Consider the following 1,747-nt stretch of genomic DNA (forward strand, 5'->3'; position numbering starts at 1 on the left):
GTTACCGGGACTCTTGCAGAAAGCCCCGGCGTTCACGCCGGGGATGAATGCGTCTCAAGGCTGCTCTGACGTGCACGTTGGAGCGGACGTTTTTGCTGCTCGATGTACTGGCGGACGATCACCAGTGGTGCTCCGCCGCACGATGCGGAGAAATACGAGGGCGACCACAGGTGTCCGTGCATGATGGCGCAGTTGATCCGGCCGGTGAACTCCTGCCGTATCCGGCGAGCGGAGACGCCCTTGAGGCTGTTGACCAGCTTGGAGACGGCGACCTTGGGCGGGTAGTTGATCAGGAGGTGGACGTGATCGCGTTCGCCGTTGAACTCCTTCAGCTCCGCCTCGAAGTCCTCGCAGACCTTGCGCATGATCTCTTCGCAGCGCGTCAGCATCTCGTCGTTGAACACCCCGCGCCGGTACTTCGTCACGAAGACCAAGTGGACATGCATTGCGGAAACTACGTGTCTGCCACGCCTGTAGTCGTTCTGTTCATCCATGAGACCAACAGTAGTAGGCTCTTGAGTGTGCAGCTCCGCTACAACTACCGGGCCTACCCGGACGCCTCCCAGCGCCGCGCGCTGGCACATGCGTTCGGGTGCGCCCGCGTGGTGTGGAACGACTGCTTGCGCGACCGGAAGGAAGCGCACGCGCGGGACTGCCGTACGTGAAGTCGGCCGAGCTGTCCCGGCTTCGCATCACCCAGGCCAAGCGAACCGAGGAACGCGCCTGGCTCGCCGACGTGTCGGCGGTCGTCCTGCAACAGTCTCTGCGGGACCTGGACACCGCCTACAAGAACTTCTTCGACTCGGTCAAGGGCAAGCGGCAGGGCCGCAAGGTCGGCCCTCCCCGGTACAAGTCGAAGAAGGACACCCGGCAGTCGATCCGCCTCAACACCAACGCCTTCTCCCTCCCGGACGACGGCACGGTGTACGTGGCCAAGGTCGGCAACCTCAAGGTCAAGTGGTCCCGTCGGCTTCCGGCCGCACCCACGTCGCTGACCGTCACCCAAGACAGCTCCGGCCGGTACTTCCTCAGCTTCGTCGTGGACACCGAGCCGGACGTCCTTCCCCAGGTGGAGGCGGAAACCGGTCTTGACCTCGGCCTGTCCGCCTTCGCGGTCGGGTCCGACGGCCAAAAGATCGACAGCCCCCGCTTCCTGCGTCGGTCCGAGAAGAAGCTGAGGCGCCTTCAGCGGGAGCTGTCCCGTAAGGCCAAGGGATCGAAGAACCGGGCCAAGGCCCGTATCAAGGTCGCACGTCAGCACGCCCGCGTGGCGGACCGGCGCCGGGACTGGCATCACAAGGCATCCACGCAGATCATTCGCGACAACCAAGCGGTGTATGTGGAAGACCTCGCGGTGTCCGGCCTCGGCCGTACCCGGCTCGCCAAGTCCGTGCACGACGCGGGATGGTCCGCGTTCGTCGGCATGCTGGAGTACAAGGCGGTCAAGCACGGCCGCACCTTCGTCAAGGTGGACCGGGCCTTCCCGTCCTCTCAGGTCTGCTCGGCCTGCGGATTCCGGGACGGCCCCAAGCCCCTGCACGTCCGGGAGTGGACGTGCGGGGCCTGTGGCACCGTGCACGACCGCGACCACAACGCCGCCCGCAACGTCCTCTTCGAAGGACGCCGTATCGTTGCCACCGGACGGGTGGAGACGCTAAACGCCTGTGGAGTGCCGGTAAGACGGGCACACGTGCCCGCACAGCGCAGTGAAGCAGGAAGCCCCCGGAAGGGTCAGGCGACCCAGGCC

At 65.3% G+C, this 1,747-nt stretch carries 1 protein-coding gene and 1 pseudogene; one reads left to right on the forward strand and one right to left on the reverse strand.

All coding sequences use genetic code 11. The features are described from left to right. Positions 1-32: 32 nt before the first annotated feature. Positions 33-494 (reverse strand): IS200/IS605 family transposase, encoded by a 462-nt coding sequence (tnpA, locus tag ACTWQF_RS36730; protein ID WP_443284120.1) that lies wholly within the window; start codon positions 492-494, stop codon positions 33-35. A 27-nt stretch (positions 495-521) separates the two neighbouring features. On the opposite strand from tnpA, the pseudogene ACTWQF_RS36735 reads away from it, so the two are divergent. Next, positions 522-1,747, forward strand: a pseudogene (locus ACTWQF_RS36735) (RNA-guided endonuclease InsQ/TnpB family protein); the annotation flags it as partial.

The organism is Streptomyces sp. 8N114 (assembly GCF_052245835.1).
GTDB lineage: Bacteria > Actinomycetota > Actinomycetes > Streptomycetales > Streptomycetaceae > Streptomyces.

Coding starts and splice junctions, on each gene's coding strand:
- tnpA (WP_443284120.1), bottom strand. CDS start 494: ATGGATGAACAGAACGACTACAGGCGTGGCAGACACGTAGTTTCCGCA.